Origin of the sequence: Cellulomonas endometrii, from assembly GCF_949769265.1 — a bacterium.
In the GTDB taxonomy this organism is placed as follows: Bacteria; Actinomycetota; Actinomycetes; order Actinomycetales; family Cellulomonadaceae; genus Cellulomonas; species Cellulomonas endometrii.
This window is the reverse complement of the sequence record NZ_CATKPC010000002.1, coordinates 317,069-342,908: the sequence shown is the minus strand read 5'-3', so window position 1 is coordinate 342,908 and position 25,840 is coordinate 317,069. Positions and strand designations below refer to the sequence as shown.

The 25,840-nt window shown below is 74.6% G+C and carries 23 protein-coding genes and 2 tRNA genes; 9 read left to right on the top strand and 16 right to left on the bottom strand.

Annotated elements, in window-relative coordinates; all coding sequences use genetic code 11:
- The first annotated feature begins 3 nt into the window (after positions 1-3).
- The 4 genes from QNH85_RS03990 to QNH85_RS03975 all read left to right on the top strand — a co-directional run bounded on the left by QNH85_RS03990 (position 4) and on the right by QNH85_RS03975 (position 5,091).
- Positions 4-789 carry an ATP-binding cassette domain-containing protein gene (locus QNH85_RS03990; protein ID WP_282944967.1) on the top strand — a complete coding sequence of 262 codons (786 nt, stop codon included), beginning with the start codon at positions 4-6 and terminating at the stop codon, positions 787-789.
- 253 nt (positions 790-1,042) lie between these two features.
- A complete protein-coding gene (gene mmsA, locus QNH85_RS03985; RefSeq protein WP_282944802.1) occupies positions 1,043-2,590 on the top strand; it encodes a multiple monosaccharide ABC transporter ATP-binding protein in 1,548 nt (515 codons plus the stop codon).
- Between the two features lie 22 nt (positions 2,591-2,612).
- The gene (gene mmsB / locus QNH85_RS03980) at positions 2,613-3,899 is read left to right on the top strand and encodes a multiple monosaccharide ABC transporter permease (protein WP_282944801.1); all 1,287 of its coding nucleotides are present in this window, start codon (positions 2,613-2,615) and stop codon (positions 3,897-3,899) included.
- A gap of 82 nt (positions 3,900-3,981) precedes the next feature.
- The gene (locus tag QNH85_RS03975; protein ID WP_282944800.1) at positions 3,982-5,091 is read left to right on the top strand and encodes a substrate-binding domain-containing protein; all 1,110 of its coding nucleotides are present in this window, start codon (positions 3,982-3,984) and stop codon (positions 5,089-5,091) included.
- Positions 5,092-5,146: 55 nt separating this feature from the next.
- On the opposite strand, the gene QNH85_RS03970 is transcribed toward QNH85_RS03975, so the two are convergent.
- The 6 genes from QNH85_RS03970 to QNH85_RS03945 all read right to left on the bottom strand — a co-directional run bounded on the left by QNH85_RS03970 (position 5,147) and on the right by QNH85_RS03945 (position 10,531).
- Positions 5,147-5,749: a hypothetical protein gene (locus tag QNH85_RS03970; protein ID WP_282944799.1), complete on the bottom strand. Its 603-nt coding sequence runs from the start codon at positions 5,747-5,749 to the stop codon at positions 5,147-5,149.
- Positions 5,742-6,296: a hypothetical protein gene (locus tag QNH85_RS03965; protein WP_282944798.1), complete on the bottom strand. Its 555-nt coding sequence runs from the start codon at positions 6,294-6,296 to the stop codon at positions 5,742-5,744. Before QNH85_RS03965 ends, QNH85_RS03970 begins: the two co-directional genes overlap by 8 nt.
- Before the next feature lie 5 nt (positions 6,297-6,301).
- Positions 6,302-8,659: a hypothetical protein gene (locus tag QNH85_RS03960; RefSeq protein WP_282944797.1), complete on the bottom strand. Its 2,358-nt coding sequence runs from the start codon at positions 8,657-8,659 to the stop codon at positions 6,302-6,304.
- Complete coding sequence (locus QNH85_RS03955; RefSeq protein ID WP_282944795.1) at positions 8,659-8,955, bottom strand: hypothetical protein; 297 nt, start codon at positions 8,953-8,955, stop codon at positions 8,659-8,661. The genes QNH85_RS03960 and QNH85_RS03955 overlap by 1 nt, the downstream gene beginning before the upstream one ends.
- A gap of 167 nt (positions 8,956-9,122) precedes the next feature.
- A tRNA-Ser gene (locus QNH85_RS03950) sits at positions 9,123-9,211 on the bottom strand.
- Between the two features lie 51 nt (positions 9,212-9,262).
- On the bottom strand, positions 9,263-10,531 hold the full coding sequence (locus QNH85_RS03945; RefSeq protein WP_282944794.1) for a threonine/serine exporter family protein: 1,269 nt from the start codon (positions 10,529-10,531) through the stop codon (positions 9,263-9,265).
- A 65-nt stretch (positions 10,532-10,596) separates the two neighbouring features.
- On the opposite strand from QNH85_RS03945, the gene QNH85_RS03940 reads away from it, so the two are divergent.
- Entirely contained in the window at positions 10,597-10,989 is a 393-nt protein-coding gene (locus tag QNH85_RS03940; protein WP_282944792.1) for a YchJ family protein, read from the top strand.
- A 59-nt stretch (positions 10,990-11,048) separates the two neighbouring features.
- Complete coding sequence (locus QNH85_RS03935) at positions 11,049-12,590, top strand: SulP family inorganic anion transporter (protein WP_282944790.1); 1,542 nt, start codon at positions 11,049-11,051, stop codon at positions 12,588-12,590.
- Between the two features lie 22 nt (positions 12,591-12,612).
- On the opposite strand, the gene QNH85_RS03930 is transcribed toward QNH85_RS03935, so the two are convergent.
- Positions 12,613-13,509: a LysR family transcriptional regulator gene (locus QNH85_RS03930; RefSeq protein WP_282944789.1), complete on the bottom strand. Its 897-nt coding sequence runs from the start codon at positions 13,507-13,509 to the stop codon at positions 12,613-12,615.
- A gap of 28 nt (positions 13,510-13,537) precedes the next feature.
- Between QNH85_RS03930 and QNH85_RS03925 the strand changes: the two genes are divergently transcribed.
- From QNH85_RS03925 to QNH85_RS03915, 3 genes are all read left to right on the top strand, one after another.
- Positions 13,538-14,332: a type 1 glutamine amidotransferase domain-containing protein gene (locus tag QNH85_RS03925; protein ID WP_282944788.1), complete on the top strand. Its 795-nt coding sequence runs from the start codon at positions 13,538-13,540 to the stop codon at positions 14,330-14,332.
- Between the two features lie 66 nt (positions 14,333-14,398).
- Positions 14,399-14,821 carry a PPOX class F420-dependent oxidoreductase gene (locus QNH85_RS03920; protein WP_213284457.1) on the top strand — a complete coding sequence of 141 codons (423 nt, stop codon included), beginning with the start codon at positions 14,399-14,401 and terminating at the stop codon, positions 14,819-14,821.
- A gap of 98 nt (positions 14,822-14,919) precedes the next feature.
- Positions 14,920-16,788 carry a glycoside hydrolase family 6 protein gene (locus QNH85_RS03915; RefSeq protein ID WP_282944785.1) on the top strand — a complete coding sequence of 623 codons (1,869 nt, stop codon included), beginning with the start codon at positions 14,920-14,922 and terminating at the stop codon, positions 16,786-16,788.
- 18 nt (positions 16,789-16,806) lie between these two features.
- Here QNH85_RS03915 and QNH85_RS03910 read toward each other — a convergent pair whose 3' ends face one another.
- The 9 genes from QNH85_RS03910 to QNH85_RS03870 all read right to left on the bottom strand — a co-directional run bounded on the left by QNH85_RS03910 (position 16,807) and on the right by QNH85_RS03870 (position 25,681).
- The gene (locus QNH85_RS03910) at positions 16,807-18,009 is read right to left on the bottom strand and encodes an RNA polymerase sigma factor (RefSeq protein ID WP_282944783.1); all 1,203 of its coding nucleotides are present in this window, start codon (positions 18,007-18,009) and stop codon (positions 16,807-16,809) included.
- 1 nt (position 18,010) lies between these two features.
- Positions 18,011-18,421: a YciI family protein gene (locus tag QNH85_RS03905; RefSeq protein WP_282944782.1), complete on the bottom strand. Its 411-nt coding sequence runs from the start codon at positions 18,419-18,421 to the stop codon at positions 18,011-18,013.
- 172 nt (positions 18,422-18,593) lie between these two features.
- A complete protein-coding gene (locus QNH85_RS03900) occupies positions 18,594-18,944 on the bottom strand; it encodes a hypothetical protein (protein ID WP_282944780.1) in 351 nt (116 codons plus the stop codon).
- 66 nt (positions 18,945-19,010) lie between these two features.
- Positions 19,011-19,105: transfer RNA gene (locus QNH85_RS03895), tRNA-Ser, on the bottom strand.
- Between the two features lie 65 nt (positions 19,106-19,170).
- Entirely contained in the window at positions 19,171-19,587 is a 417-nt protein-coding gene (locus QNH85_RS03890; RefSeq protein ID WP_249669011.1) for a PIN domain-containing protein, read from the bottom strand.
- A 37-nt stretch (positions 19,588-19,624) separates the two neighbouring features.
- Complete coding sequence (locus QNH85_RS03885) at positions 19,625-20,269, bottom strand: GTP-binding protein (protein ID WP_213281017.1); 645 nt, start codon at positions 20,267-20,269, stop codon at positions 19,625-19,627.
- The gene (locus QNH85_RS03880) at positions 20,250-20,624 is read right to left on the bottom strand and encodes a DUF742 domain-containing protein (RefSeq protein ID WP_282944777.1); all 375 of its coding nucleotides are present in this window, start codon (positions 20,622-20,624) and stop codon (positions 20,250-20,252) included. Before QNH85_RS03880 ends, QNH85_RS03885 begins: the two co-directional genes overlap by 20 nt.
- Before the next feature lie 7 nt (positions 20,625-20,631).
- Positions 20,632-21,081, bottom strand: a complete 450-nt coding sequence (locus QNH85_RS03875; RefSeq protein ID WP_213281015.1) for a roadblock/LC7 domain-containing protein — start codon at positions 21,079-21,081, stop codon at positions 20,632-20,634.
- A 49-nt stretch (positions 21,082-21,130) separates the two neighbouring features.
- The gene (locus tag QNH85_RS03870) at positions 21,131-25,681 is read right to left on the bottom strand and encodes a sensor histidine kinase (RefSeq protein WP_282944774.1); all 4,551 of its coding nucleotides are present in this window, start codon (positions 25,679-25,681) and stop codon (positions 21,131-21,133) included.
- Positions 25,682-25,840: the final 159 nt, after the last annotated feature.

Below are 25,840 nucleotides of genomic sequence, written 5' to 3'. Positions count from 1 at the left end.
ACGATGGCAGGCACCGGTACCCGGGGGCAGCCGCCCCTGCTCGCGCTCCGGCAGGTCACCCGGCGGTTCGGCGCGGTGGAGGCGCTGGTCGGCGTCGACCTGGAGCTGCACGCGCACGAGGTCGTCGCGCTGGTCGGCGACAACGGTGCCGGCAAGTCCACCCTGGCGAAGATCGTCTCCGGGGTGGTGCAGCCGGACGCCGGGCTGGTGGAGATCGCCGGCGAGCAGGTGACGATCCCGAACCCCGCGGCCGCGCACGCGCTGGGCATCTCGACCGTGTTCCAGGACCTCGCGCTGTGCGAGAACCTGAGCGTGGCCGCCAACATCTTCCTCGGCCGCGAGCGGCGGGCGTCGCGGCACCGGCCGATGGACATCGACGGCATGGAGCTCGCGGCGGCGCAGATCCTGCGCGACCTGACCGTCCCCGTGCCGTCGGTGCGGGTGCCGGTGCGCGAGCTCTCCGGCGGGCAGCGGCAGGCCGTCGCCATCGCCCGGACGCTGACCACGCAGCCGCGGATCCTCGTGCTCGACGAGCCGACCGCGGCGCTGTCGGTCGTGCAGACCGCCGAGGTGCTCACGCTGATCGAGCGGCTGCGCTCGATGGGGCTCGGCGTGCTGATCATCAGCCACAACCTCGCGGACCTGCGCGCCGTGGCCGACCGGATCGAGGTCCTGCGGCACGGGCGGAACAACGGCTCCTTCGACGCCGGGACCTCCGCGCCGGAGGAGATCATCGGCGCGATCGCGGGCGCGACGCTCCCCTCCCGGCCGCGGTGGGACCATCGCTGACCGAGCGGTCTGTTTGCCTTCAGTAGTTGTCGGCAATCGTCCGCCTACGCCGGGGGAGTGTCGCGATCGTGGCGATCTGGGCCCCGTCGAGCACGGGCGCACGCCGCGCTTGCGTTGCGATCCGGTAACGGCGCGACGTTTTTGCCTTCATTAGTTGACGCGTAGGTCCCGCGCTCCCTAGTGTCCCGAACGGGCTCGACCCCGGGACCGGCGACGATGCCGGCCGTGCAGCGCAGCACAGGGAGCAGCAACGATGGCGGACACGCCCGTCGTCCTCGAGATGAGGTCGATCACGAAGGTCTTCCCGGGCGTCCGGGCGCTCGACGACGTCACGATGACCGTCCAGGCCGGCGAGATCCACGCGATCTGCGGCGAGAACGGCGCGGGCAAGTCCACGCTGATGAAGATCCTGTCGGGCGTCTACCCGCACGGCACCTACGACGGCCAGATCGTCTACCAGGGCGAGGAGGTCCGGTTCAAGGACATCAAGTCCAGCGAGCGGGCCGGCATCGTGATCATCCACCAGGAGCTCGCCCTCATCCCCGAGCTGTCGATCGCGGAGAACATCTTCCTCGGCAACGAGGCGACGGGGCCGTTCGGCATCGACTGGGACGCCACGCGCACGCGCGCCGCCGAGCTGCTGGCGCGGGTCGGGCTGCGCGTCTCCCCCGACGAGCAGATCAAGAACATCGGCGTCGGCCAGCAGCAGCTCGTGGAGATCGCCCGGGCGCTGTCGAAGGACGTCCGGCTGCTCATCCTCGACGAGCCGACGTCGGCGCTGAACGAGGAGGACTCCGAGCACCTGCTGGACCTGCTGCGCGGGCTGCGCGCCAAGGGCCTGACCAGCATCATGATCTCCCACAAGCTCAACGAGATCGCCGGCATCGCGGACTCCATCACGATCATCCGGGACGGGAGGACCGTCGAGACGCTGAGCGCCGCGGCGGGCGAGGTCGACGAGGACCGGATCATCCGCGGCATGGTCGGCCGGTCGCTGGACCACCGGTTCCCCGACCACACGCCGCAGATCGGCGAGACGTTCTTCGAGGTGTCCGGCTGGACCGTCGCGCACCCGACCGTGCCCGACCGGCTGGTGTGCAAGGGCTCGTCGTTCCACGTCCGGCACGGCGAGATCGTCGGCTTCGCGGGGATCATGGGCGCGGGCCGCACCGAGCTCGCCCGGTCCCTGTTCGGCCGGTCCTACGGGCGCCACCTCGGCGGGCAGATCACGATCCACGGCCGCCCGGTGCAGCTGACCACCGTGCAGCAGGCCATCGACCACGGGATCGCGTACGTGCCGGAGGACCGGAAGGTCCAGGGGCTCAACCTGCTCGACACGATCGCGGACACCATCGTGTCCTCCGACCTGCGCCGGGTCACGCGGCACCGGGTGCTCGACCCCGACGCCGCCGAGCTCGCGGCCGAGCGGTACCGCACCTCCCTGAACATCAAGACGCCGTCGGTGCGCGAGGGCGTCGTGAAGCTGTCCGGCGGCAACCAGCAGAAGGTGCTGCTCGGCAAGTGGATGTTCCCCGAGCCGGACCTGCTGATCCTCGACGAGCCCACGCGCGGCGTCGACGTCGGCGCGAAGTACGAGATCTACGGGCTCGTGCAGCGCCTGGCCGACGCCGGCAAGGGCGTGGTCGTCATCTCCTCCGAGCTGCCCGAGCTGCTCGGCCTGTGCGACCGCATCTACACGATCTTCGAGGGCCGGATCACCGGCGTCCTCGACCGGGACGAGGCCACGCAGGAAGGCCTCATGCGGCTCATGACCGGCACCAGCCCCGCCCTCACCTCCTGATCCAGCGAAGGACGACCCGACGATGACGTCACTCAAGCAGCTGTTCGGCGGCGGAGCCCGCCAGTTCGGCATGGTGTTCGCGCTGATCGCGCTCGTGGCCGTGTTCCAGATCGCGACCGGCGGCAAGGTGCTGACGCCGACGAACGCGCAGAACATCATCAACGGCAACTCGTACGTGCTGATCCTGGCGATCGGGATGGTGCTCGTCATCATCGCCGGGCACATCGACCTGTCGGTGGGGTCGGTGGCCGCGGTCGTCGGCATCATCGTCGCGCTGGCGATCCGCGACTGGGGCATCCCGTGGTGGCTCGGCATCGTGCTCGGGCTCGCGGTGGGCGCGGCGATCGGCGCCTGGCAGGGGTTCTGGGTGGCGTACGTGGGCATCCCCGGGTTCATCACCACGCTCGCCGGGATGATGTTCTTCCGCGGCGCGAACCAGTACATCGGCAAGTCCAACACCGTGCCCGTCCCGGAGGAGATCCAGTTCCTCGGCGCCGGCTACCTGCCGGAGTGGGGGCCGGACACCGGCCTGAACAACTGGACCCTGCTGCTCGGGATCCTCGCCCTCGCCGGCGGCGTCTACGGGGAGCTCCGGCGCCGCCGGTCCGCCCGCCGCCTCGGCGGGGCGGCCGTCCCCACGTGGGTGTCCGCGGTCCGGGTCGGCCTGCTCGCCGTGGTGATCGGGTACGCGACGTTCCTGTTCGGCAGCGGCCGCGTCGGCACGTCGTTCCCGGTGTCCGGCGTCATCCTCGCCGCGCTCGTCCTGATCTACGGGTTCGTGTCGAGCCGCACCATCACGGGCCGGCACGTCTACGCGGTCGGCGGCAACAAGGTCGCGGCGTCCCTGTCCGGCGTGAACATCCGCCGCACCAACTTCTTCGTGATGATGAACATGTCGGTGCTCGCCGCGCTCGCCGGGATCGTGTTCATCGGCCGCTCCACCGCGTCGGGCCCGTTCGACGGCACCAACTGGGAGCTCGACGCCATCGCCGCGGTGTTCATCGGCGGCGCCGCGGTCTCCGGCGGCGTCGGCACCGTCGTCGGGTCGCTCATCGGCGGGCTCGTCATGGCCGTGCTGAACAACGGCCTGCAGCTCATGGGCGTCGGCTCCGACAGCACCCAGATGATCAAGGGCCTCGTGCTGCTCGCCGCCGTCGCCTTCGACGTCTACAACAAGATCCAGGGCAGGCCCTCGATCGTCGGCCTCCTGATCCGCCCCCGCCGGCAGACCGAGATCCCCGGCGGCCCCGAGGCGCCCGGCGGCGGTCCCGTCGCCGAGTCCCGGGCGGACACCCTGGCCCAGCGCTGATCCTCCGGCCCGGCCGGGCTCCCGGCCGGGCACTCTCACCGCACCGACGACGGTGCCCAACAGAGGAAGAGTGACACCACCCATGAAGAAGCTGACTGCGGCGCTGGTCGCCGCCGGAGCCGCCGGAGCACTGCTGCTCACGGGCTGCTCCTCCGAGCGGGGCGGATCCACCGAGGAGACGGCCGGCGGCACGACCGAGGAGACGAGCGGCTTCGCGGCCGACGCGACCATCGGCGTGGCCCTGCCGCAGAAGACGTCCGAGAACTGGGTGCTCGCGGAGGAGCTGTTCAACGACGGGCTGGAGGAGGCCGGCTTCACGCCGATCGTCCAGTTCGCCAACAGCGGCGTCACCGAGCAGCAGAACCAGATCCAGGCGATGGTCGAGCAGGGCGCCAGCGTGATCGTCGTCGGCGCCATCGACGGCTCGCAGCTGGGCACCCAGCTCGAGTCCGCCGCCGACTCCGGCGCGAAGATCATCGCCTACGACCGGCTGGTGAAGAACACCGAGGCCGTCGACATGTACGTCGCCTTCGACAACTACCAGGTCGGCGTCCTGCAGGGCGAGGCGCTGCTCCAGGGGCTCGCCGAGCGCAAGGGGGCCGGCCCGTACAACATCGAGCTGATCGCCGGCTCCCCCGACGACGCCAACGCCACCCCGTTCTTCGAGGGCGCGATGAGCGTCCTGCAGCCGAAGATCGACGACGGCACGCTCGTGGTCGTGTCCGGCCAGACCAGCTTCGAGCAGATCGCCACGCAGGGCTGGAAGGCCGAGAACGCGCAGAAGCGGATGGACACGATCCTGTCCGGCTCCTACACGGACACCGAGCTGCACGGTGTGCTCTCGCCGAACGACACCCTCGGCCGCGCGGCGCTCACCTCGGTCGCCCAGGCCGGCAAGGACACGCCGGTCGTCACCGGCCAGGACTCCGAGGTCGAGTCGGTGAAGTCCATCGTGTCCGGCGAGCAGTACTCGACGATCTACAAGGACACCCGTGAGCTCGTCGCCCAGACGATCAAGGAGATCCAGATGCTCCAGAAGGGCGAGGACGCGGAGATCAACGACACCGAGTCCTACGACAACGGCGTCAAGGTCGTGCCGTCCTTCCTGCTGACCCCGCTGATCGTCACGCAGGAGAACGCGGCGGACGTCTACGCGAACGACGAGACGCTGTTCCCGCTGACGCAGGGCTGATCCGCACAGGAGGGGCGGGCCCGTCGGGGTCCGCCCCTCCTGCTGTGCCACCGGCTCAGCCGCGCTCGGGCGGGAACTGCTCGGCGCCCTCTCTCGCACGCTCGATCAGCTCGTCCATCTCGACCGGCGGCTCGTCCTCGGACGTCGAGAAGCCCACCGCCAGCAGGCGCCACTCGTCCAGCGGGATCAGCACGTACTCGCCCCACTCGCCGTCGCTCGTGCGGGTCGTCCACCCGACCTCGCCCTCGGCCAGGCCGGTGAGCGGCTCGATCGAGTACCCGCGGGTCGTCGGCTCCGACTCCGCGCAGGACGTCGCGCCCCGCTCGAGCAGCTCGAGGATGTACTCCGCCGGGGCGCCGTACGACGAGCGGTCGATGATCGTCGCCCCCGCGGCCCCCCGCTCACCGAAGCCGAGCGCCGACCCGGGTGACGCTCCCTTCGTGAACTGCTCGGACCCGATGCCGTCGCACCACGTCGGGCCCGGCGTCACGCCTATCCAGTCCCTGTGGCTCGTCGCCGTCACACCGGTGAAGTCCGACTCGTCCAGGAGCACCGGGTCGGCGCCGCAGCGCGACAGGACCAGCGCGGCACCCGCGACGAGGACCGCACCGCCGCCGACCCAGCGCCACCGCGTCGACCTGGTGCGCCGGTCAGCCACGGTCGGACGGGAACTGCTCCGCGCCCTGGCGAGCCAGCTCGACCAGGCGGTCCATCTCGACGGGCGGCTCGTCCTCGGACGTCGAGAAGCCCACCGCCAGCAGGCGCCACTCGTCGAGCGGGATCAGCACGTACTCGCCCCACTCGCCGTCGCTCGTGCGGGTGGTCCAGCCGACCTCGCCCTCGGCCAGGCCGCCGAGCGGCTCGATGGAGTACCCGCGGGTCGTGGCGTCCGAGCGCGCGCACGAGTCGGCCTGCGCCTCGTACTGCTCGAGCATGTAGTCGGCCGGCAGGTCGTCCGTCGAGCCGTCGATGATCGTGGCCGCGGCCCGCTCGCGGTCCCCGAACGTGAGCGACGAGCTGACCGCCCCGCCGTCGATGTAGAAGCTCGGCCGCAGGGCGTCGCACCACGTCCAGCCCGGTGCGTAGGCCTCCTCGTTCTGCTGCTCCGCCTGCACGCCGGTGAAGTCGGACTTCTCGAGGAGGACGGGCGACGACCCGCACGCGGCGAGCGTCAGCACGCCGAACGCCGCGACCAGGCCCCGCACCGCCCTCACTTCGGGTACCAGGCGGTGAACGGGTCCTTGTACATGGCCCTGAGCTCCGCCGCGCTGATGAGTCCTCCCAGCGCGTCGTCCGCCTCGGAGTGGAACGCCTGGAGGTCCTCCGGCTTGATGTTCTCGACGGAGATGATCTGGCCGCCCGGCGCCCACGTGTCCTGCATGTTCGCCGGGATCTCGACCACTCCGGCCTGGGCGAGCGAGAGGTACGTGTTGATCAGCATCTTCTGCCGGCCGAGCGCGGCCTCGCCCGTCTGCTCGTCGCGAGCGGCGTCCTCGTTGTTCCCGAACGTCTCGGTGACCCGCTCGGACGGGATCTCCTGGACCTGGCTCCAGGCCGACTCCCACACCTTCTTCCCGATCTCGCCCGCCGCGCCGCCGATCTCGTCGGCGAACGGGACGGGGAGCAGGCCGGCGGCCTCGGACACCAGACCGGTGAACACCGCCACCTGCTGGTCCTTCGACTTCGCGCCCTCGATGTCGATCTCGCCCACCGCGCGCTGCATGTGACCCTCCAGCTCCGCGCTGTTGTTGAGGATCTTCTGCAGCTCCAGGACGTTCGCGCGGGTGCCGTCCGCGCCCGGGTGCTGGTCCGCGAAGCTCGAGAGCTGCGCCTGCCGGAACCCGGCGACGCCCTCCGCGATCCGGGACATGCCGTCCTCGGTGCTCAGCGCGACCTTCAGCAGGCCGTCGAGGTCGACCTTGTCGAGCTCGGGGTAGTTCGAGAGCGACGGGAGGTACGGGTTCGTGTCGAAGTCGCGGACGCCCGGCGGGAAGTCCTCGGAGCTGTTGCTCAGCGTCGCCGCCTCCACCGAGGGCATGTAGTGCTTCAGCAGGTCCGCGACCGGCTCCGCCCCCGCCGCGGCGTGCTCCGCGTCGAACCGCGGGTTGTCGGGCAGCTGGTCGAAGAACCGGGACACGAACATCCCGGTCTTCTCGGGGTCGGCGGCGAGGTTGTCCGGGTCCGTGCCGATGGCCAGCGCGGCCTCGGAGATGCCGCCGAACCCGTCGCGGCTCCAGTCCCGCTTCCCGAAGTAGAAGTCCGACCGGTCCTCGCCCTTGCCGTCCGAGAAGAACTCCAGCCCCAGCCCGGGGTGCTTGCCGAGCTGCCCCATCACGCTCGCCATCGGGTCCGGCTCCCGGATCGTCAGCGAGTCGCCGGAGTCCAGGCCGTTCAGCGGCGAGGCGAAGGAGTTGTGGTGCATCCAGGTCTGGGCCCACTGCGGGTCGGCGCGCTCGAACTCGTCGAGCTCCCACGCCACGCCCCGGACGAAGCCCTCGCCGTACTCGCCCTCGCGCAGCAGGTAGTCGAGGACGGCCGCGCCCCCGCCGCTCGCGGAGGGGTACGCGTCCTGGAAGGCGTCGCGCTCGTCGTCGGTGATCCCGTAGGTGGCGTAGCGGACCAGGTCCTCGCCGAAGCCCTTGCCGTCGAAGCCCGGGGCGGTGGTCGCCGCCTGCAGGCCGGAGCGCAGCTCGCCGGCGAGGGCGCCGAGCTCCTCGACGTTCGAGCCGACGTACATCATCGACGACATGCCGTTGTAGGTCGCGAGCAGGCCGTCCGGGCCGAGGCGCTCGTACATCGGCGCCATGACCGCGGGGTCGTCGCCGAAGGCACCGAGCAGCCCGTTGAGGCGGGCCACCTGGTCCGCGTCGCCGAACGCGGTCGCATCCCGGGCGGCGTCGTCCAGCTCCCCCGCGATCTCCTGGCCCACCAGCGCCTTCACCTCGGGCGAGGTGTAGTCGTCCAGGAGGGCGTAGTCGCCGGGGTGGTCCAGCAGGTACTGCGCCTGGTCCGCGGGGCTGAGCTCCTGGAACTCCAGGACCTGCCGCTGCTGCTCCAGGCTGCCGACGGTGTTCACGTCGGTGGTCGCGGCGGTGCTGAGAGCGGCCGCCAGGGCGTCGTCCGCGGCCTGCGCGTCGGTGAGCGCGGTCGTGATCTGCTCGGCGATCTCGTTCATCACCGTCCGCGCGTACTCGAGGTCCTCGGGGTCGTCGTAGGTCTTCGTGCTGCTGACGGCGCCGGTCGTGGTGTCGACGTGCAGCCCGTGCGACCCGGCCCGGCGCATGGCGCCCTCGAGCAGGTTCTGCGCGCTCTGGATGGAGGTCGCCGCCGCGTCGAGGGCGGACACGACCCCGACGGTCTCCGAGACCTGCGTCGCGAGCGCCGCCGTGAGGCGGTCGTGCTCGGTCCGGGCGGAGTCGGCGTCGGCGAACGTCCAGGAGGCGGGCGGCCTGCCGGTGGCGAGGTCGTCGTCGAGCCGCGTCAGGGTCGTCCGGTGGGTCGCGACCTCGTCGGCGATCTCGCTCAGCCGCGCGGGGCGCCACGAGGCGAGCTGGGAGGGCGAGACCATCAGCGCACCGCCTGGCCCTGGCGGTCGAACCGGGACGCGACGCCCTGGTTCGTAGTCTCCCACGCGGCTGCCGCGTCGCGCATGCCCTGCGCGTGCGTCTCGGCGCTCGTCGCCCAGTCGCCGAGGGCGGTGCTCCAGGCGGTGGCGAGCGACGTGGCGGCCGCGCCGCTCGCGCTGCCGCTGAGCGCGGTGGCGACGTCGCCGACCTCGTCCGGCACGTTCTTGCGCGCGATCGCCGCGGCGTACTCGACGTAGCTCGCCGCGGTGCGGACGGCTCCCGGGTCGATCTCTCCCACAGCTACCCCCTGCTGGTCTCGTGGTCCCGCCCGAGACTAGGGGGTCAGCGGCGGCGCGTTCCACCGGTGACCTGCGGAGCAACCCGGGTGGGTGCATCCCCGGCACGACACGGGGCCGTCCCCCGGCACGACGAAGGCCCGGTCGCGACGACCGGGCCTTCGGGAAGCGGAGACGGTGGGATTTGAACCCACGGAAGGGTTGCCCCTTCACGACCTTAGCAGGGTCGCGCACTAGACCTGGCTATGCGACGTCTCCAGATGCGGACCCAGGGTACCCGGCGCGGACGGCAGCGCCAAAGCGCCGCTCTCAGTGCTCGAACGCCCACTCCCGGTCGGTGAGCATCCGCGCCACGGCCAGGCCCACCGCGAGCGCCACGACGACGAGGCCGGCCTGCACGCCGTAGGCGAGCGCCTGGGTGGTGTCGCCGTTGGACAGGTAGAACACCGACCGGTAGGCCGACACCCCCGGGACCATGATGACGACCGCCGGCACGGACACGGTGACGCGGGGGACACCGAGCCGCGGGGCGAGGACGGCGGCCAGCAGCCCGACGACGAGCGCGGCCCCGGCCGCGGCGGCCTGCGGGGCGAGGCCGGTGTCCGCGAGGTACAGCCGCCCGGTGTTCGCGAGCATGCCGACGCCGGCGGCGCCGAGCGCCATCCGCCAGGGGCTGTTGAACATGAGGGCGAAGCCGAGGACGCCGACGAAGCTCGCGAGCATCCGCAGCACGAGCAGCAGCCCCGGCGAGACGGGGAGGCCGGCCTCCGGGTCCGGGGTCAGCCCGACCGCGATCGACACCCCCCACACCGCGAGCGCCGCGGAGGTCAGGATCATCAGCGCGTAGGTGAGCCGCGCGACGCCGGCCGAGAAGTCGAGCTTCGCCAGGTCCAGCCCGCCGGTGACCAGCGGGAACCCGGGCACCAGGAACAGCACCGCGGACACGTACCCGGCGGCGTGCCGGACCTCGGTCGCGCCGAGCCCGTGCAGCACGGAGACCAGCCCCAGGTAGGCGAGGCAGGCGACCGTGGCGGCGACCATCGTGACGCCGAACTGGTTGAGCCCGCGGTGCAGCAGCAGCCGGCGGCAGAGCTGGCCGAGCCACGCGGCGGCGAACGCACCGGCCATCTCCACGAGGCCGCCGTGGTTGAGGAACGCGAACGCGGCGCACGCGACGGCGGCCCACAGCGCGTTCACCACGTCGGGGTAGAGCAGCGGCTTGCGCTCGATCCGGTCCAGCTCGGCGGACACCTCGTCGACCGTGGCGCGGCGGCCGGACCGCGCGAGCGACCCCGCCAGCCGCTCGAGCTCGGCGAGCCGGTCGGCGTTGATGCCGACGGTCCGGACCTCGGCGACCTCGGTGCGGAAGCTGGCGCCGCGGTGCGACGTCGTCGTGATCTCGGTGAGCGTGACGTGCGCCTCGTGCCTGTCGACGCCGATCGCGTGCGCGACGCGGGCCATCGAGGACTTCACGCGGTACGAGCCGGTCCCGGCGGACAGGCTGAGCCGGCCGGCGCGCAGGGCGACCCCGGACTGGCGGATGAGCTCGAGCTCGTCGTCGGTGGGCTGGGTGGGCACCGGACCATCATGACGGTGCGCGCACCCCGGCCGTGCAGGACGTCGGTCGCGCCCATACTGGCCGGGTGCCCGCGACGCCCACCCGCTGCCCGTGCCTGAGCGGCCTGCCGTACGCCGAGTGCTGCGGTCCCCTGCACCGCGGCGAGCGGACGGCGCCGACCGCCGAGGCGCTGATGCGGTCGCGGTACAGCGCCTTCGCCGTCGGTGACGCCGCGTACCTCCTGGCGACGTGGCATCCCTCCACCCGGCCGCGCGCGCTGGACCTGGACCCCGCGCAGCGCTGGGTCCGCCTCGACGTCGTGGGGACGCAGGGCGGCGGGCCGTTCGACACGGCCGGCACCGTGGAGTTCCGCGCCCACTACCGGCACCCGGACGGGAACGGCTGGCAGCACGAGGTGAGCCGGTTCGTCCGCGAGGACGGCGCCTGGTCGTACGTGGACGGCACGACCGGGGACTGAGGTCCCGCCGCCCGGCCGCCGCCGGGGACAACCCTCACGCGACGGTAGAGTCCCCCGCCGTGCCCACCACGTCCCCCGCCCTGCCCGCGGCAACCGACCGCCCCGCCGCCGTCCCGGAGGCGGACGCCGCACTCGGTGCTGGCGGCCCTGCGCTCGCCCCGCCGGCTGCGACGCGGGTCCTCGCCGGCCTCGTCGTCGCCCTCGCGCTGATCCCCGAGGCGATCTCCTTCTCGATCCTCGCCGGCGTGGACCCGCGGGTCGGGCTGTTCTCGTCGTTCGTGATGGCGGTCGCGATCGCGTTCCTCGGCGGCCGACCGGCGATGATCACCGCCGCGACGGGCGCCGTCGCGCTGGTGGTCGCGCCGCTGGTCCGCGAGCACGGGCTCGACCACCTGCTCGCGGCGGTGATCCTCGGCGGGCTGATCCAGGTGGCGCTCGGGCTGGCGGGCATCGCGCGGCTCATGCGGTTCGTGCCGCGCTCCGTGATGGTCGGCTTCGTCAACGCGCTGGCGATCCTCATCTTCACCGCCCAGCTGCCGCACCTCGTCGACGTGCCCTGGGTGGTGTACCCGATGGTCGCGGCGGGCATCGCGGTCATCGCGCTGCTGCCGCGGCTCACGACCGCGGTCCCGGCGCCGCTCGTCACCATCGTGCTGCTGACCGGTGCCGCCGCCGTGCTCGGCCTGCAGGTGCCGCGCGTGCGCGACCAGGGCGCGCTGCCCGACAGCCTGCCGAGCCTGCTCCTGCCGGACGTGCCGCTCACCGCGGAGACGCTCCGGGTCGTCGCGCCCTACGCCGTCGGGATCGCGCTGGTGGGCCTGCTCGAGTCGCTCATGACCGCCAAGCTCGTCGACGACGTCACCGACACCCACTCCGACAAGTCCCGGGAGGCGTGGGGCCAGGGCGCCGCGAACGTGCTGTCCGGCCTGTTCGGGGGCATGGGCGGCTGCGCGATGATCGGCCAGACGATGATCAACGTGAAGGTGTCCGGCGCGCGCACCCGCATCTCCACGTTCCTCGCGGGCGCGTTCCTGCTGGTGCTGGTCGTCGGCCTGGGCGACCTCGTGGGCAGCATCCCGATGGCCGCGCTGGTCGCCGTCATGGTCCTGGTGTCCGTCGCGACGTTCGACTGGCACTCCGTGCGCCCGCGGACCCTGCGCCGGATGCCGCTGAGCGAGACCGCCGTGATGGTCGTGACGGTCGCGGTCGTCGTGGCCACCCACAACCTCGCGTACGGCGTGGTGGCGGGCGTGCTCGTGGCGACGCTGCTGTTCGCCCGGCGGGTCGCGCACGTCACCCGCGTGACGCCCGTCGACGGCCCGGACGGGGTGCGCGTGTACGAGGTGCGGGGCGCGCTGTTCTTCGCCTCGTCGAACGACCTCGTCTACCAGTTCGACTACGACGGCGACCCGGAGCGCGTGGTGGTCGACCTGTCGGGCGCGCAGGTGTGGGACGCGTCGACGGCCGCCGCGCTCGACGCGGTGACCACCAAGTACGCCGCGAAGGGGAAGACGGCGGTGGTCCGCGGGCTCGACGCGGACAGCGCCCGCCGGCTGGGCCGGTACGCGTCGGCCCTGGGGACGGAGCAGGCCCCGGCCTGATGCGGCACGTGGTGACGCCGCCCTACCAGGCGGGCCCCGCGTCCAGGAGCGCGTCCGCCACGCGCGCCACGTCGGGGTTCGCCGCGGCCGCGGGGCGCTGCACGAGGAACACCGTGTTGCCCGGAGGCTCCGGGGGGTCGTGCAGCAGCACGAGGTCGCCGGCCGCGAGCTCGGCCCGGCACAGGTAGCGCGGCAGCACGCTCCAGCCCGCGCCGGCGACGACCGCCGCGACGACGCCCCGCAGGTCCGGCATGGTCAGCGCCGCCTCGGCGGTGAGCCGGCGGCCCAGCACGGCCCGCCAGTACCGCCGCACGATCGGCAGGTCCTCGGCGTAGGCGACCAGCGGGACGTCCCGGACCGCGGCCTCGGGGCCGTCCGCCCCGGTGGCGGCACCCGCCCACCGCCGGCCGGCGACCAGCACGTAGTCCTCCGCGGCGAGCTGCTGGGTGACGACGGACCGGCCCCGGGGCCGGTGGGTCGAGACGACGAGGTCGTGCTGCCCCGCGCGCAGACCCTCCAGGAGGTCGTCCGTGAGCCCGGTGACGACCCGGAGCCGGACGCCGTCGGCGACGAGCGGCGCCAGGACGGCGAGCGCGCGGGTGCTCAGGAGCTCCGCGGGCCCGGCGAGGTGCACCGGCGGGTGCGGGGCGGCGGCCCGGGTGTCCCAGGTCGCCGCGCCGGCCAGCTCGTCGAGCGGGCGCGCGACCCGGGCCGCGAGCTCGTGCGCGCGGGGCGTCGGCTCCACCCCGCGCGGGCGGCGGACGAAGAGGTCGTGCCCGGCCTGCTGCTCCAGCGTCCGCACCTGGGCGGTCACCGCCGGCTGCGACAGCCCGAGCTGGGCCGCGGCGGCAGTGATCGTCCCGGCGCGGTACACCGCGAGGAAGGTGCGCAGCAGGTGCAGGTCGCCGGAGGGGTCCACGCGCAGCAGCCTAGCCATCGTTCAGCTGATGACGGGCATCACCCGGGCTATTGGTCCGCCGATGGATCACGGGGCTAGCGTCGACGAGGCCGCCGACCGCGGCCCCGCCCCCACCGAGGAGACCACCGTGGCGCACATCCTGTTCCTCCTGACCGCCGCCGACCGCTGGACGCTCGCCGACGGCAGCACGCACCCCACCGGGTACTGGGCCGACGAGGTCGCGGTGCCGTACGAGGCGTTCACCGCCGCCGGGCACCGCATCACGGTCGCCACCCCGGGCGGCGCCGTCCCGCCGGTCGACGCCGGCAGCCTGTCCCCCGACGCCGCCGGCGGCGAGGAGGCCGCCGCGCACGTCCGCGCCGTCCTCGACGGGGCGCACGAGCTGGGCAGCCCCGTGGCCGTCGAGGCCGTGGACGTCGCGACCTTCGACGCGGTGTACGTGCCGGGCGGTCACGGACCGATGGAGGACCTGGCGGTCGACCCCGCCTCCGGGGCGCTGCTGGCCGCGGCCCTCCGCGCGGGCACCCCGCTCGGCGTCGTCTGCCACGGTGCCGCCGCGCTGCTCGCGGCGGTCGACCCGGAGGGGGTCAACGTGTTCGCCGGCTACCGCGTCACCGCGTTCACCGACGAGGAGGAGCACCTGGCCGGGCTCGCACCGCGGGCGCCGTGGCTCCTGCAGGACCGGCTCACGGCGGCCGGCATCGAGGTGGTCGCGGCCGAGCCGTTCGCCCCGCACCTCCAGACCGACCGCACCCTCGTCACCGGCCAGAACCCGGCGTCGTCGGGGATCGTCGCGGCCGAGCTGCTGCGCCGCCTGGGCTGAGCGGTCCGGGCCGGGACGTGGGCACACTGGGCACCTGAGCCGTACCGCCCCCGACCTGGAGGTCCTGTGTCCACGTCCCCGCTCCCGCCCGACGCCGTCGCCATGCTGCAGCGCCCGAACCCCGCCGTGATGGCGACCCTGCGCAAGGACGGCTCGCCCGTCAGCGCCGCCACCTGGTACCTGTGGGAGGACGGCCGCGTCCTGCTGAACCTCGACGGCACCCGGGTACGGCTGAAGCACCTGCGCCGCGACCCCCGCGTCACGCTCACCGTGCTCGACGCGGACAACTGGTACACCCACGTCACGCTGCTGGGCCGCGTGGTCGACCTGCGGCCCGACGAGGACCGCTCGGACATCGACCGCATCTCGCGGCACTACGGCGGGTCGGCGTACCCGGACCGCGTGAACCCGCGGTGGAGCGCCTGGATGGAGGTCGAGCGCTGGCACGGCTGGGGCGCCCACAAGGACACCGAGCAGCCCGGCGGGTGACGGCGGCGCGGTGATGCGGTTCACCCCGTCGTGCAGGTCAGATCGGCGGGGACCGGCCGATCGGGAGGGGAAGCCCTTCCCCCGACGAGGACCGGACCATGCCGCACCCCGCCCTGCCCGCACCCGCCGACGCCCCCGCCCTGCTGCGCCCGCACCCGCACCCCCGCGCGGCGCGGGCGCTGACCACGGCGATCGGGCTGGCCACGGCGGCGCTGCTCGCGCTCGTCGGGCTCGCGCCCGGACCGGCCGCCGCCACGGCGACCCCGGCGGCGCCGGTGGGTGACCGCCTCACGAGCGGTCAGGTGCTGCCCGCGGGCGGGTCGCTGGCGGCGGTCTCCAGCGCGCACGTGCTGAGCGTGGGCGCCGACGGCGACGTGACCGTCCGGCTGGGCACCGGCCCGGTGCTGTGGCACACCGGGACGACCGGGAACCCCGGCGCGCGGCTCGTGCAGCAGCCGGCCGGCGCGCTGGAGGTCCGGTCGGCGTCGGGCGCGCTGCTGTGGACCACGGGGGTGCAGTCGCCGGGCGCGCGGTCCGTCATCAAGCCCGACGGGGTGCTGTACACGATCGACACCGCGGGGCGGCTCGCGTGGAAGTCGACGACGGACGGGCCGGCCCTGCGGACGACCGGCACGGACCGGGTCGCGTCGGGCGGGCTGCTGCTCGCCGGGGAGTCGATCGCGACCGGTGACGTGCGGCTGACGATGGGCGCCGACGGCGACCTCACGCTGGCGCGCGCCGGCACGGTCGTGTGGCGCACGGGGACGACCACGCGCGGGGCGGTCGCCCGCATGACCGCCGAGGGCGACCTGCGGGTCGTCGCGGGCGGCGCCGTGCTGTGGTCCACCGGCACGCACGTGCCCGGCTCCCGCGTGGTGGTCAAGGACCACGCGCGGGTCTACGTCGTCGAGCCGTCGGGCACCAGCACCTGGTCCTCCCCCGCGCCCGTCGTCGAGCGGGTCCCCGCCGTGGTCTCGCTGCCGCTCCCGGCGGCGCTGCCCGTGGCGACCCGCCCCGGCGCGGGGCCGGGCAGCGTGACGACCGGCGGCGCCGAGGCGGGCGAGCGCGTGTACAGCACCGTCCTGTCCGGTGCCCCGCAGTACGCGGACCCGTCGTCCGAGCTCGCCCGCGCCGTCACGACCGCGCGGGCCCAGGGCCGCACCGAGGACGCCGCCCTGCTGGAGCAGGCGGCGACCGGCGGCGCGGCCCGCTGGCTCGGTCCCGCCGACGGCACCACGGCGGTGCGCTCCTACGCCGCCGCCGCGACCGCCGCGGGCCGGACCCCGGTGCTGGTCACCTACGCGATCCCCGACCGGGACTGCGGCAGCTACTCCGCCGGCGGGTTCACGAGCCACGCCGAGTACCGCGCGTGGGCGGACGCCGTCGCGGCGGGCCTGCGCGGCTCCCGCGCCGTCGTGGTCGTCGAGCCCGACGCCCTGCTGCACCTCGAGCGGTGCGGCGACCGCGACCAGCGCCTCGCGTCGCTGCGGTACTCCGTCGACGCGTACGTCGCCGCGGGCGCCGAGGTCTACATCGACGCCGCCAGCAGCAACAGCTACGGCTGGAGCGCGGAGCAGCTGCGGGAGATGGCCCTGCGGCTCCGCGCCGCCGGCGTGGACCGTGCGGCCGGGTTCTCGGTCAACGTGTCGAACTTCCAGCGCAGCGAGCACGAGGTCGCCTACGGCACCTACCTGTCGGCGCTGCTCGGCGGCGCGGCGTTCGTCGTCGACACCTCCCGCAACGGCAACGGGCCGCTGGCCGGGCCCGAGGGGACCGTGTGGTGCAACCCCGAGGGCCGCGCGCTCGGCGCCCGCCCGGCGGCCACCGGGAGCGGCCCGCACGTCGCGGACCTCTGGATCAAGACCGTCGGCCGCTCCGACGGCACGTGCAACGGCGGACCGGTCGCCGGCAGCTACTGGGAGGAGTACGTGCTGGGCCTCGCCGCCCGCGCCTCCTCCGCTGCGTAGGCGGGGTGGCGCCGGCGCTCACGGGCGCCCCGGCGCCTCCGCCCGGACCGCCCGCAGGCGCGCTGCCTGACGCACCAGGTGGTCGCGCTCGGCGACGTCCGTGGCGCGCGCGGCCGCGGCGGCGTAAGCGTCGGCCGCGGCGCCCGGGTCGCCGCCGAGCTCGTGCAGGTAGCCGCGCACGGCGTGCCAGCGGTGCCGCCCGCCCAGCACCTCGCGCAGCCGCTCGGTCTCCCGCAGCCCCGCGTCCGCGCCCCGCGCGTGGCCCACCGCGACCGCCCGTCCGAGCACCGCCGCGGGGTCGTCGCGCACCGGGTCGTCGGTCAGGGCCACCAGGTCGTCGTACCAGGCGAGGACCTGCGGCCAGTCGGTCTCCTCGGCGGTGGCCGCGTCGTCGTGCAGCGCCGCGATCGCCGCCTCCACCTGGTACCGGCCCGGCCGGCCGGCGGCCAGCGCCGACCGCAGGACGCGCACCCCCTCGGCGATCTCGCGGGTGTCCCACAGCGCGCGGTCCTGCCGGTCGAGGGTGACGAGGCGGCCGTCCGCGTCGGAGCGTGCCGCGCGGCGGGCGTGGTTGAGCAGCATCAGCGCGAGCAGGCCGCGGGCCTCGGGCTCCGCGGTGGCGAGCGTGAGCTGACGCGCGAGCCGGATCGCCTCGGCCGCCAGGTCGACCCGGCCGCCGTGGCCCGTGGTGTACATGACGTAGAGCACCCGCAGCACGACGACCAGGTCCCCCGGCTCGTCGAGCGGCCGGCCGCGCAGCGCGCGCTTCGCGCGGCTGATCCGCTGCGCCATCGTCGCCTCCGGCACGGCGAACGCGTCCGAGACCTCCCGGGTGGTGAGGCCGCCGACCGCGCGCAGGGTCAGCGCCACCTGGGACGCCGGCGCGAGGTCGGGGTGGCAGCAGCAGAACAGCAGCAGCAGCGTGTCGTCGCCCTGCTCGACGTCCCCGGCGGGCGGCTCGGCGTCGGTGGTCACCTCGCGTCGCCGCCGGGCCGCCTCGCTGCGCCGGGCGTCCACGAGCCGGCGAGCCGCGACGGTCGTGAGCCACGCGCGGGGGTCGCGCGGTGGGTGCTCCGGCCACACCCGCAGCGCCTCGAGCAGCGCCTCCTGCAGGGCGTCCTCGGCCGCGTCGAAGTCCTCGCCGCGCCGCACGAGCCCCGCCAGGACCCGGGGGACGAGGGCGCGCAGGGCACCCTCGTCCCCCGGCAGGTCCGCCGTCACGTCACCCGCCGGCGGGGGCGTCCGACATGACCTCCCGGACGTCGATCCACTCGTACAGCGGCGTCCCGCCCTGGCCCGGTTCGGACGACACGTACGCCGCGATCTCCAGCGCCCGCTCGTACGACTCGACGTCCACCATGTACCACCCCGCCACCAGGTCGCTCGTCTCGGGCAGCGGGCCCTCGGTGGTCACCGGAGCGGCGCCCGGGCCGCCGTAGCGCACCCACGTCCGCTGCGGGGTCAGCGCCTGGGCGTCGACGAGCTCGCCGCGCTCCTCCAGCATCTCCCCCACGTGCCGCAGGAACGCCATGTGCGCCTCCACGTCCTGCGGGCCCCACTGGTCCAGCGGCGGCGACGGGCGGTGCTGCTCGGGGCCGCCGCGGTAGTGCTTGAGGAGCAGGTACTTCGGCATGGTGCCTCCTGGTGCCGTGGGGCTGCGCCTGTCGCGGCCCTCCACCTGGGGAGCGGAGCCGGCCGGCGGTTCTCGACATCGAGGGCCCCGCCGGAGACGACGCCGTCCGCGCTGGACGCTAGGGCACGGGGGCGGGCGCTGTCAGCCCCCGGCGTGGGGTCCGGCTGGTCGTTCAGCCCTGCTCGCGGTCGACGGGCTCCACAGCGAATCCGTCGAGCGGGTCGCGCCAGGGAGAGGGCTGTGTGACCGAGGTCCCCGACGAGAGCGGCGCGGATCCCGTGCTGCTCGTTCGCCCGAGCAGATCGTCCTGCAGTGCGATGAGCTCCGGGGAGTCCGGGCGCAGGGTCCTCGCGACCCGGGTGCCGCGCCGCCGGGTCATGACGACGTTCACCGTCACGAGCACGACGACCGCCACGCCGATGACCAGGCCCTCGAGCGGCAGCAGGTGGCGCGCGTCCAGGGTGATCCAGCACTGCACCGCCAGCACGACGACGGCGAGCAGGCCGACGAGCCGACGCCTCACCTCTGCCCCCCGTGGTGGACCGGACCGCGACACCCCGATCATGGCACCGGTGCCGAGGGGAGCCGATGGCGGAGGGCGTGGGATTCGAACCCACGAGGACGGGGGTGTCCCGCCCCAACGGTTTTCAAGACCGTCGCTTTCGGCCGCTCAGCCAGCCCTCCCGTGACGCCGCGACCCTACCGTGCGGGCGCGGGGACGACGTCACCGGAGCGGCACGCGGGGCCGGTCAGGCCGGTGCGTCCCACCAGAGGTCCGGCAGGCCGGGAGACACGATCGCCAGCCCGTGGATCGCCCCGACCGCCGCCAGCCCCCGGTCGTAGGTCGCGACCGCTGTCACGCCCGGCTGGGCCACCGCCACCCCGAGGTGCAGCGCCGCGAACGGGGACAGCACCCCGCTGCTGAACGCCGCCGAGCGCAGGGCCTGGTCCGAGTACCGGACCACCTCCAGCCGGTCCGCCACGGCGTGCGCGAGTGCGCGGACGTCCGTCGGCGCCAGGGCGGCCGCGTGGCGCAGCTCGCTCAGGGACAGCGACGTGACCAGGAGTTCCGGTTCGTGACCGGCCGCCCACCTCTGCCAGTCCTCGGCGTGCTGCTGTCCCGGGAGGTAGCGGACGAGCGCCGAACCATCGGCGTAGACCCGCACGCCACGCACCCTATCGTCGGCGTGCGGGTCGACCGCCTCAGGCCTTGCGGAGCCGCTCCATCGCGAGCTGCACCAGGGAGATCAGCGTCTGCTTGGTCGCGGTGCGCGAGCGGGCGTCCGTGTACAGCACGGGCACGTGCGCCGGGATGGCCAGGGCCTCGCGGACGTCCTCCAGCCGGTGCTTCGCGACGCCGTCGAAGCAGTTGACCCCCACGACGAACGGGATGCCGCGCGACTCGAAGTAGTCCACGGCGGGGAAGCACTGGTCGAGCCGGTCGGTGTCGACCAGCACGACCGCGCCGATCGCGCCGCGCACCAGGTCGTCCCACATGAACAGGAACCGGTCCTGGCCCGGGGTGCCGAACAGGTACAGCCACAGCGAGCCCGGCAGCGCGATGCGGCCGAAGTCCATGGCGACCGTCGTCGACGTCTTGCGGTCGGTCTGGCCGCCCGCGTCGTCCACGCCGACCGAGTGCTCGGTCATCGCAGCCTCGGTGTTGAGCGGCTCGATGTCGGAGATCGAGCCGATGAACGTCGTCTTGCCGACGGCGAAGCCGCCCGCGACGACGATCTTCACGACGGTGGGCGCGGGAGCGCCGAGAGCGCCGGAGTCACCGGCCGGGCGCGCGGTGGGCACGGCGGTCGTCGCGCCGGCCACGGCGTCAGAGGGCGGAAATGCCATTGAGAACACTCTCCAGGACGCTCAGGGACAGGGCGGGCGACTGACCGGTGCGGACCTCGACCGGGTCGGAGGCGTGGACGCGGACGTAGCTCGCGTCCGCCAGGTCGGACACGACGATGCGCACCACGCCGAGCGGCAGGTGCAGCAGGGCCGACAGCTCCGCGATGGAGATGTAGCCGTGCGACGCGTGCTGCAGGATCGCCCGCTTCTCGGGCGTGAGCCCCTGGCCTGAGACGCCGCCCGGGAGCAGCTCGACCAGTGCCTCGAGGGGGTAGTCGGACCGCTCCGAGCGCACCCGGCCGCCGGTGAGGGCGTACGGGCGGACGGTCCTCGTCTCGAACTCGCTCTCGCTCATCGTCACCTCACATGGTGGGAGCGCGCGTGGCGCCGTCGACGGGGAGGCTGCCCCGCATCTCGCTGATGAGCTGCGGGGTCAGCGTGGCCTCGGTCCGCGAGACGAGCATCGCCATCTCGTAGCCGATGAGGCCGACGTCGCACGTGGCGTCGGCCACCACGGCGAGGACGGACCCGTTGGACACGCTCATGAGGAAGAGGAACAGGTTGTCCATCTCCACGATCGCCTGGCGGACGTCGCCGGCGCGCAGCTGGCGCGCCGCCCCGCGGGTCAGGCTCGACATGCCCGCGACGATCGCCGAGAGCTGGTCGCCGCTGGTCCGGTCGAGCTGCTCGGACATCGCCATGAGCAGACCGTCGGCCGACACCACCAGCGTGTGCCGGGTGCCGGGCACGGTCCGGACGAAGTTGTCCAGGAGCCAGCCGAAGTTGGCTGCCTCGGTGCTGAGGGTGGTCACACATCCTCCTGACGTGACGCAGACGCGGTGGGCGGCTGCGGGGACGGTGTCACCATGACGGCGACGGCGGGACGGGCTGGTGGTCGGACTCGGTGCGGGGCTCGGAGTCGGCCTGCCCCTGGTCGGGCTCGCCGAGGGCACGACGCCCCCGGCGGGTCCCGGACTGGAAGCTCGACAGCCGGTCGCGCAGGCCGTCGGCGTCACGCGCCGCCGCCTGGCCCGAGTCCGGGGTCGAGATCTCGGGAGCGGCGGGGATCGCCGTCGGCACCCGTCGGGTGAGCGAGCCGCCGGCGGGCCGGTCCACGACCTGCGGACGGTACGCGGACAGCTGGCTCAGCTCGCTCAAGGCCTGCTCCTGGATGTCGGCTCGCAGCGCGAGCATCGCGGCGGCCTCCGTGTCCATCCCGCCCGGGCGCCGGGCCGGTGCCTCCGCGGGCTGCGCGCCCGGGACGGCCGGCGACGGCTGCGCGGACCACGACGGGGCCCCCGACGGCTGGGGGACGGCACCGCCCTCGGGCGACCACGAGGACGCCCAGGCGCTGATGTCGCGGTGCGGGCGGCGCTCCGCCGCCGGGGCGACCTCGGCCGGCTCCGGGGCGGGCGGGGGGACGACCCCGCGGGTGCGGGTCGGCAGCGGGACCGCGGCGGCCGGGGCCTCGGGGCCCACGCCGGCTCGTCCGGCTGCTGCACGGCGAACGGCTCGGTCGGCGCCGACCAGGCGGCCGGCTGCTCCGGCTGCGCGGGCGCGCCGACGGCCGGCTGGCCGAACAGGGGCTGGTCGGGCGCGGGCTGACCGAGCTGCCCGAACACGGGCTGGTCGGGCACGGGCTGCTCCGGGACCGGCTGGCCCCAGGCCGGCGCGGGCTGCTGCTCGGGCCGGGGTGCCCCAGCCCGGGGCGGACAGCCACCCGGCCTCGGCGGCGGGCGCCGCGGACTCCGTGCGCTCCGGCTGCGGTGCGGACCAACCCGGCGCGGCGACCGGGGCGGGCTGCTCCTCGACCGGCGCCCAGGCAGCGGCGGGGAGCCACGACTGGTTGACCACGGGGGCGGGGAGCGAGGGGACGGCGGGCGCCGCCGACGCGGGCGGCACCGCGGGGGCAGCCGGTGCGGGCACCGCCGGGAGGACCGGCGGCTGCGTGGGCGTGGTGGCCGCGGCGGGGATGACCGGGGTCGCCCCGGACGTCGCGGGCCACGCGGGCGCGACGGACGGCGCAGGGGCCGACTCGGCGCGGGCCGGGGCCGGGTCGGCGGCCTTGCGGCGGAACGAGAAGAACGACCGGCGGGCGCGCTCTCGACGGGCCGGCTCGGCGACCGGCTCGTCGTCGCCGCGGACGAGGCTGGCGAAGTCCGGCAGGGCCGGGACGTCGGCCGGGGCCGCGGGGGCGACCGGGGCCGCCGGGACGGCCTGGGCCGCAGGGACCGCGGGCGGGACGGCAGCCGGCGCGGGCACGACCGGGGCGGGGGCGAGCTGCTCCGCCACCGCGACCGGCTCGGACGCCGGCGCGGGGTCCGCATGCGGGGCCACGGCGTCGGGCACGGGGGCGAACAGCTGCGTCTCATCTGCGCGGCCGATCGGCGCGTCGGGCGCCAGGGCCGCGGGCTGCTCGGCGATCGGGGCGACGTCGCCCGACCACGCCAGCGGCGAGTCCAGGGTCGGCGCGGCCGGGGCGTCGGCACCGGTCGGCTCGGACCACGCGGACCCGGTCCAGGCGGGCTCGGCCGGCGCCTCGGCGGGCTCGGCGGCGGGCGCGGGATCGGCCCACCCGCCCCAGGCACGGGCCTCGTCGAGCGGCTCGTCGGGCACGAGGCCCGGGACGACCAGCGCGGCGGGCTCAGGGGCGGCCTCGGGCTCCGGCTCGCGCGCGACCTCGGGCTCGGCGACGGCCTCGGGCTCGGGCTCGGGCGCGACCTCGGGCTCGGCGACGGCCTCGGGGTAGGCATCCAGCACCGGCGCCCGGTCGAACACGGACCCGGCGGTCAGCGGGGCCGACAGCGCGTCGAGGCGGGCGTGGTCGGCGGCGGACAGCTCGGGCTCGACCTCCGCCCGCGGCTCGACCTCGGACTGCTCGGGGGCCTGCGGGGCCGCGTCCTCGGCGGGCGCAGGGACCTCGGCGAGCCCGGCGACCTCGACGGACGCGGCGGCCTCGGCCGGCGCGGCGGCCTCGGCCGGCGCGGCGGCCTCCGCGGGCGTGGCGACCTCCGCGGGTGCCGCGGCCTCCGTGCCCTCGGCGGCCTCGCCGTCGCGCTGCCCGGCGGCGGCCTCGCGGCCACGGAACCCGGCGAACAGGCCGGTGCGCGGACCGGCGGGCGCGGCGGGGGTCTCGGCCGGGGTGTCTCCGGCAGCGGCCGCGGGCGTGCGCGACGGCAGGCCACCGCCGCGGGCCGGCAGCGAGCCGCGGGACGCCAGGGGTGCGGGCGCGTCGGGGGCCGGCGCGACCAGCGGGGTCCAGCCCGCGGCCTCGGCGGCGATCTCCGGCGCGAGGGTCGCCTCGGCGGGCGCCGGCAGGACCACGTCCTGCTCGGTGGGCAGGTCGCGGCGCGCGGCCGGGGCGTCCGGCGCGGACGGCGCGTCGGACGTGCGGCGGCGCGGCAGGCCGGTGGTCGTCGAGCCGTCGGTCAGGGCGGCCAGGTCGACCGGGACGGCGACGGGTGCGTCGACGACCGGCTGCGAGCCCGTGACGATGCGGTTCGGCCGCTCGCCCGCTGCGGAACCGGCGAGTGCGGGGTCGTTCGCGGTGAACAGGCCGACCGGGAACGTGACGACCGCGATCGTCCCGGACATCCCGGAGCCGCTCGCGCGCTCCAGGCGGACCTTGGCGCCGAGGCGCTGCGCGAGGCGCGCCACCACGAAGAGACCCAGGCGCTGAGCGCCGAGGGCCTCGGTGGGCGACGTGGAGGCGATCGTGGTGTTCGCCTCGGTGAGCTCGTCGGGCGACATGCCCAGGCCCTGGTCGGTGATCTGGACGACGACCTGGTCGCCGTCGACGCCGGTGGTGACGACGACGGGGGTGCCGGGCTCCGAGAACAGCGTGGCGTTCTCGAGGAGCTCGGCGAGCAGGTGGGCCGCGGCCAGGGCGTTGAAGCCGTGCATCAGCGGGTCGGCGTGCAGCTCCAGCTGGACGCGGTCGTACTGCTCGATCTCCGAGGACGCGGTGCGGACCACGTCGGACAGCGGCATGGCCTCGCGCAGGCGCCGGCCGGAGTCGATGCCGGCGAGCACCAGCAGCGACTCCGCGTTGCGGCGCATCCGGGTGGCCAGGTGGTCCAGGCGGAACAGGTTCGCCAGGGCCGCCGGGTCCTCCTCGGACCGCTCGAGCGAGTCGATGAACGACAGCTGGCGGCCGAGCAGCACCTGGTCGCGACGGGCGACGTTGACGAACATCTCCGCGATCGAGCCACGCAGGGCGGCCTGCTCGCGCGCCACCTGGAGGGTGGTGGCGTTCACGTCGTTGAACGCCTGGGCCAGCCGGCCGACCTCGTCCTGGGACTCGACGGGGATGTCGGCGAGCGTCAGGTCGGGGCTCTCGCCCGGGACCGCGACCTGCTCGACCAGGCGGGGCAGCTCCTGGCGGACGGTACCGGCGGCCGCGGTGAGGCGGCGCATCGGGACGACGATCCCGCGGGCGACGACGAAGGCGATGACGATGGACAGCGCCGCGGCCGCCAGGGTGACGCCCACCGTGAGGATCGTCTGGTCCCGCGCCTGGGTCGCCAGGGAGTCGGCGCGGTCGGTGGCGGAGTCGAGCAGGTCGGTCGCGACCGGTCGCAGGGTGGCGAGCTCGGCGTTGACCAGGGTGTTCCAGCGGGTCTGGTCGAGGACGGACACGGCGAGCTCGGTGCCGGACACCATCGCGAGCTGCATCGCCGTGAGGTCGGCGTCGCGGGACGGGAGCTGGATGCCGTCGAGCCGCAGGTTGTTCGTGACGTCGCGGGCCTCGGAGCGGTTCTCGTCCTGGACGGCGAACAGCCCGGCGAGCTCGCGCACCTGGGCGCCGTCGGTGCCGTCCTCGCGCAGGACGTCCTGGGCGACGGGCTGGGCGCGGAGCACCTGCTCGATCGTGTCGGCGATGGCGCCGTAGGCGGTCATCTGGCTGGCCAGGGACCGCTCGGACAGCGTCTCGGCCACCACGACCGGCACGTTGTTGTCGGCCCGGACGACCGAGGTGTAGTTGCTGTCGACGAGGGTCGGGGGGATCGACTCGGCGTCGACCCGGTCGCGGAGCTCGACGATCGACTCGTGCTGGTTGCTCGCGTTCTGGACGGCCTCCGCCACGCGGGCGTCCAGGCCGGACAGGTCGACCTCCCGCAGCGCGACGCCGAGCGCGGCGATCGCGTCGTCCGTGGCGGAGCGCGAGGCGCTGAGGTTGCCGCCGAGGGCGTCGTCGCCGGCCTTCTGCACCGAGAGCGTGCGCTCCTGCTGGAGCGCCTCGGCAGCGCGGGCGTAGGCCGGCAGGATGCCCACGACCTCGCTGACGGTGCCGGCCGTGCGGGCGTCACCGACCGACTGGACGGTGATGAAGCCGGCGGTGAGCAGCAGGACGAGCACGGGCAGCGCGAGGACCGCCAGCACCTTGGCGCGGATGCCGAGCCTGCGCAGCATGTCGACCTGCCTCCCGATCCCTCGTCCTCCACCCGCGCCGCCGCGAGCCGCGGCCGGGTGCGGGTGCCCGCCGAGGGCGCCCGTTCGAACTCCATCGGCGCTCTCCCGCCCCGACATGAGCGCAACGGGACGATTCATCCGCTGTGTCCAGCGACGACA

What these genes read in the sequence shown, in the direction of transcription:
- QNH85_RS03880 (WP_282944777.1), bottom strand. Translation starts at nt 20,624, where the DNA reads ATGAGCGAGAGCGAGTTCGAGACGAGGACCGTCCGCCCGTACGCCCTC.
- QNH85_RS03870 (WP_282944774.1), bottom strand. Translation starts at nt 25,681, where the DNA reads ATGCTGCGCAGGCTCGGCATCCGCGCCAAGGTGCTGGCGGTCCTCGCG.
- QNH85_RS03925 (WP_282944788.1), top strand. Translation starts at nt 13,538, where the DNA reads ATGACGGGCATCACCCGGGCTATTGGTCCGCCGATGGATCACGGGGCT.
- mmsA (WP_282944802.1), top strand. Translation starts at nt 1,043, where the DNA reads ATGGCGGACACGCCCGTCGTCCTCGAGATGAGGTCGATCACGAAGGTC.
- QNH85_RS03960 (WP_282944797.1), bottom strand. Translation starts at nt 8,659, where the DNA reads ATGGTCTCGCCCTCCCAGCTCGCCTCGTGGCGCCCCGCGCGGCTGAGC.
- mmsB (WP_282944801.1), top strand. Translation starts at nt 2,613, where the DNA reads ATGACGTCACTCAAGCAGCTGTTCGGCGGCGGAGCCCGCCAGTTCGGC.
- QNH85_RS03990 (WP_282944967.1), top strand. Translation starts at nt 4, where the DNA reads ATGGCAGGCACCGGTACCCGGGGGCAGCCGCCCCTGCTCGCGCTCCGG.
- QNH85_RS03975 (WP_282944800.1), top strand. Translation starts at nt 3,982, where the DNA reads ATGAAGAAGCTGACTGCGGCGCTGGTCGCCGCCGGAGCCGCCGGAGCA.
- QNH85_RS03905 (WP_282944782.1), bottom strand. Translation starts at nt 18,421, where the DNA reads ATGCCGAAGTACCTGCTCCTCAAGCACTACCGCGGCGGCCCCGAGCAG.
- QNH85_RS03885 (WP_213281017.1), bottom strand. Translation starts at nt 20,269, where the DNA reads ATGGCATTTCCGCCCTCTGACGCCGTGGCCGGCGCGACGACCGCCGTG.
- QNH85_RS03915 (WP_282944785.1), top strand. Translation starts at nt 14,920, where the DNA reads ATGCCGCACCCCGCCCTGCCCGCACCCGCCGACGCCCCCGCCCTGCTG.